We start from the raw sequence: 3,577 nt of genomic DNA on the forward strand, positions 1-3,577 counted from the left end.
TTGCCGCCGTTGCCCACGGCCCTCACGCGATCCAGCATCCCGGTCACGCCGCCGGCGTCCTCCTCGGAGAGCTTGAAGCCGTCGTCGTGATTGCCGCTGGCGTCGGTCGCGATGAAACGCACCCGGGCGTCGCCGTCGCCGCCCTCGTCGAAGTCCACGCCCTCGTCGAGGTTGCCGCGCACGATCGAGCCGTTCATGGTCGCCGTCAGCGAACCCTCGCCGGCCTCGTCGAAGTCGATGCCGTCGTCCAGGTCGATCCCGAACTCGTAGGCCGCGACGCTGCCGGACGCGTATGTCGAGACCTCGCGCTCGAAGCAGCTGTCGTCCAGCGTGCCGGTCACGACGGGTGGGACGTCGTCCCCGACGGTCGCGCCATCGGCCTCGTTGAACTCGCGCTCCGCCGGCTCCGGCAGGTGACCGGCCAGCAGCCCAGGGTCGCAGTAGCCGCCGTTGTCACGGAACTCGCTGGCGTTGACCTCGGCATAGACATCGCCGCTGTCGCCCTCATCGAGCTCGAGCCCGTCGGCACCGATATTGGTGAACGAGGAATCGTCGACGAACAGGTAGATGCCGCCTGGACCACGGTCGTCCACGCGCACGCCGTCGGCGTCGAAGCCGCCGTAGCCCACATGGTCGACGCGCACGCCGTTGAGCGTGAGGGAGACCGAGGCGTCCGAGCCCTGGCCGCCGCCCCCGCTGCCGGCGCCGCAGTCGTCGGCGAGGCTGCAGTCGGATATGTGCACCCCGTGCCCCGCGACACCGGCCACGGAGACCCGGTCCAGCTCGACGCTGACCATGCCGGTCTGATCGTCGCGCACGTCGACGAAGATGCCCTTGCCGGCCTCGCCGTCGATGTCGCCGCGGTTCTTGATGCTGTAGTCCCCGCGGCCCTCGAACGCGAGGTCGGAGACGGTGAGATCGGCGCCCTCGGTCACCGCGAGCAGGGTGACGTTGCGCCCGGTGCGCACCGTCTGCCCGCTGCCCTCGAGGGTCAGCGCCGCGCGTGCCGAGTAGGTGAGCGGGCTCTCGATAGTGACGGTGGTCACCGACGGCGCGATGAACACGTGGCTCGCCTGCTGACGCTCGAGGGCGTCGCGCAGCGAGCCCTTGCCGGAGTCGTTGCCGTTGGTCACGAGGGCGGTCCCGTCGGCCGCCGCCGTCGCGGGGGAAAGGATGGCGCCGGCGAGCACCAGCGCTGCCGCCAGCGCGCCGCCGTTGCGGATTGCCGTTTTCATTCCGTTCTGCTCCTGTGTACGCCATGGTGCAAAGGCACCGGTGACCATGGCAGAACGGTGTTCCAGTCCCGTTACACTGGCGGTGGCGGCATCAGCCCCCGGACCCCGAATCGATCCGCTGCCAGCGCTCGGCACGCCAGACCATGCGCAGCCGCGAGCGCACCTCGTCGCGCTCCTGGTAGACGCCCTGCAGCCAGCGTGCACCGGAGCCGCCCTCGAAGGCGTCGCGGGCGTGGAGCAGCCGGCGGTTGTCGAAGATCACCAGGTCCCCGGGCTCATAGTCGAAGCGCATGGCCAGGTCCGGTTCGCGCAGCAGTCGCTGCAACGCCATCAGCGCCTCGTAGGCAGGCTCCACCTCCTCGAACGCCGTCATCAGCGGACCACGGAGAAAGTCGGCAATGCGCACCTCCTGCAGCCTGCCCCGCGCGTCGACGCGGATCACCGGACTGTGCCAGACGTAATCTGTGGTCCGGGCGGTGTTCGCAAAGCACCAGGACACGCGGGTCAGGGTCTCGTAGGCCGCCGGCTCGGTCTCGCGCAGGCGCTCGGCGACCGCGAAGCCGTCCACCATCACCGCCTGGCCGCCAACGGCAGTGTTCTCCAGGCAGTGCAGCATCTGCAGTCCCGGCTGGTACTCCCGGGTGGGCAGATCGACGTGCAGCGGCAGGGCAATGGACGTGTAGGCGTTGCTGTCCGGCTCCGGCTTGGCGCGCACGTTGAAGATCTCACCGAAGTTCGTCGGCCGCAGCGGTCCGATGCGCGCGGCGACCCGCCGGACCGTATCCGGCTCGGCCGGCAGCCGGCGCAGGCGGACGACGCCGTCGCCGAGCAGCACCTCGAGCGCGCGGCCGAGCAGGCCCTCCGCCTCGGCGCTGTCCTCCGCCTGGCCCAGCCAGTCGCCCGCGTCCAGGGTCACCGGGGCGGTCCGTTCGCGGCCCGTCCAGGTCGTGACCGGCACCAGCGGCGCCTCGGGGTCGCCGGCGTTGGAGTAGTCGTTGGCACGGAGCCAGCCGGGATGGAAACGCAGGGTCCGGCCTTCGGGGCGGAACGTCACCCACAGCGCGCCGGCGTCGTCCAGGCCGGCGGCCTCGACGGTCGGCCATGCGCCCAGGCCCGAGAGATCCAGGATGCGCTCGCGGGTGTCCGGGTTGACGGTGCTCTCGTCCGCGGCGTTCTCGCGCAGCCACACGCTGTGGTAGCGGCTCACCCGGCCGTCTGTCCAGCGCAGGGTCAGGACGCGGTCGTCGTGATCCACCGAGTGGAGGGCGACCTCCACCGGCCAGGCGTCGTAATCCGGCGTCGGCGGCAGGCTCGTCTTCGCCAGCGCATCCGTCATCGGTGATGCTCCTGTATCAACGTGTCCAGCGAACAGGATGCCCGCGGGATTCATACACAGTTTGCCTTGATTCGCCGGGAAATTTGCGCCATTCGCCGTCGCCGTGCATTCCGGTATACCCCGCCGCATTGACGGCTCAATACAAAAACACGGCGAATACAATCAACATCCCCGCACAGCGGCCACGGACACTATTGTGTCAGCGGACACCGGCATGCCGTCGTTCACGAGCGAACCGGGGCCGGCGCGGCCCCGTCGTCATCCGGCGTGGCGCCGTGATGGCCGTGACGGCCCGCCCCGCCAAGGCGGTCCGCGATGCGTAGACCACACAGGAGTAGTCATGAACCGCGATGTGATCATCAGTTGCGCCGTCACCGGTGCCGGTGACACCCCGGGCAAACACCCCGGGGTGCCGGTCACCCCGGCCGCGATCGCCAAGGCCGCCGTCGAGGCGGCCCGCGCCGGCGCCGCCATCGCCCACATCCACGTGCGTGACCCGGACACGGGCGCCCCCAGCCACGACCCGGCCCTCTACCGGGAGGTGGTCGAGCGGGTCCGCGCCGCCGACACGGACGTGGTCCTCAACATCACCGCCGGTGGCGGCGGCGACTGGGTCCCCAGCGCGGAGGACCCGAGCCGCGGCGGGCCCGGCACCAGCCTGCAGACCCCGGCGGAGCGGCACGCCCCGGTCGCCGAGCTGCGCCCGGAGATCTGCACGCTGGACTGCGGCACGTACAACGCCGGGGACGCCGTATACCTGAGTACCGCACCCTGGCTTCGCGAGCAGGCGGGACTCATCCAGGCGAGCGGCGTGAAGCCGGAGCTGGAGTGCTTCGACCTGGGCCAGGTCCGCTTCGCCCGGCAGCTCGTCTCCGAGGGGCTCATCGACGGCGATCCCCTGTTCCAGCTCTGCCTGGGCATTCCCTGGGGCGCCGAGGCGGACCCGGAGACCATGCTGGCGATGCGCAACAAGCTCCCGGCCAACGCGAGCTGGACGGCGTTCGGC

3 protein-coding genes are annotated in these 3,577 nt (G+C 70.6%); 1 reads left to right on the top strand and 2 read right to left on the bottom strand.

What is annotated here, in order from left to right:
- Both G7A99_RS14280 and G7A99_RS14285 read right to left on the bottom strand, forming a co-directional pair.
- Positions 1 to 1,235: hypothetical protein (locus G7A99_RS14280; protein ID WP_163141274.1), on the bottom strand; the 1,235-nt coding region annotated here is incomplete at its 3' end.
- 91 nt (positions 1,236 to 1,326) lie between these two features.
- On the bottom strand, positions 1,327 to 2,571 hold the full coding sequence (locus G7A99_RS14285) for a TauD/TfdA family dioxygenase (RefSeq protein ID WP_163141277.1): 1,245 nt from the start codon (positions 2,569 to 2,571) through the stop codon (positions 1,327 to 1,329).
- Between the two features lie 340 nt (positions 2,572 to 2,911).
- Here G7A99_RS14285 and G7A99_RS14290 point away from each other — a divergent pair.
- A partial coding sequence (locus tag G7A99_RS14290; RefSeq protein ID WP_205599862.1) for a 3-keto-5-aminohexanoate cleavage protein occupies positions 2,912 to 3,577 on the top strand: 666 nt, incomplete at its 3' end.

The sequence above is a fragment of the Arhodomonas sp. KWT genome (genome assembly GCF_010993615.1).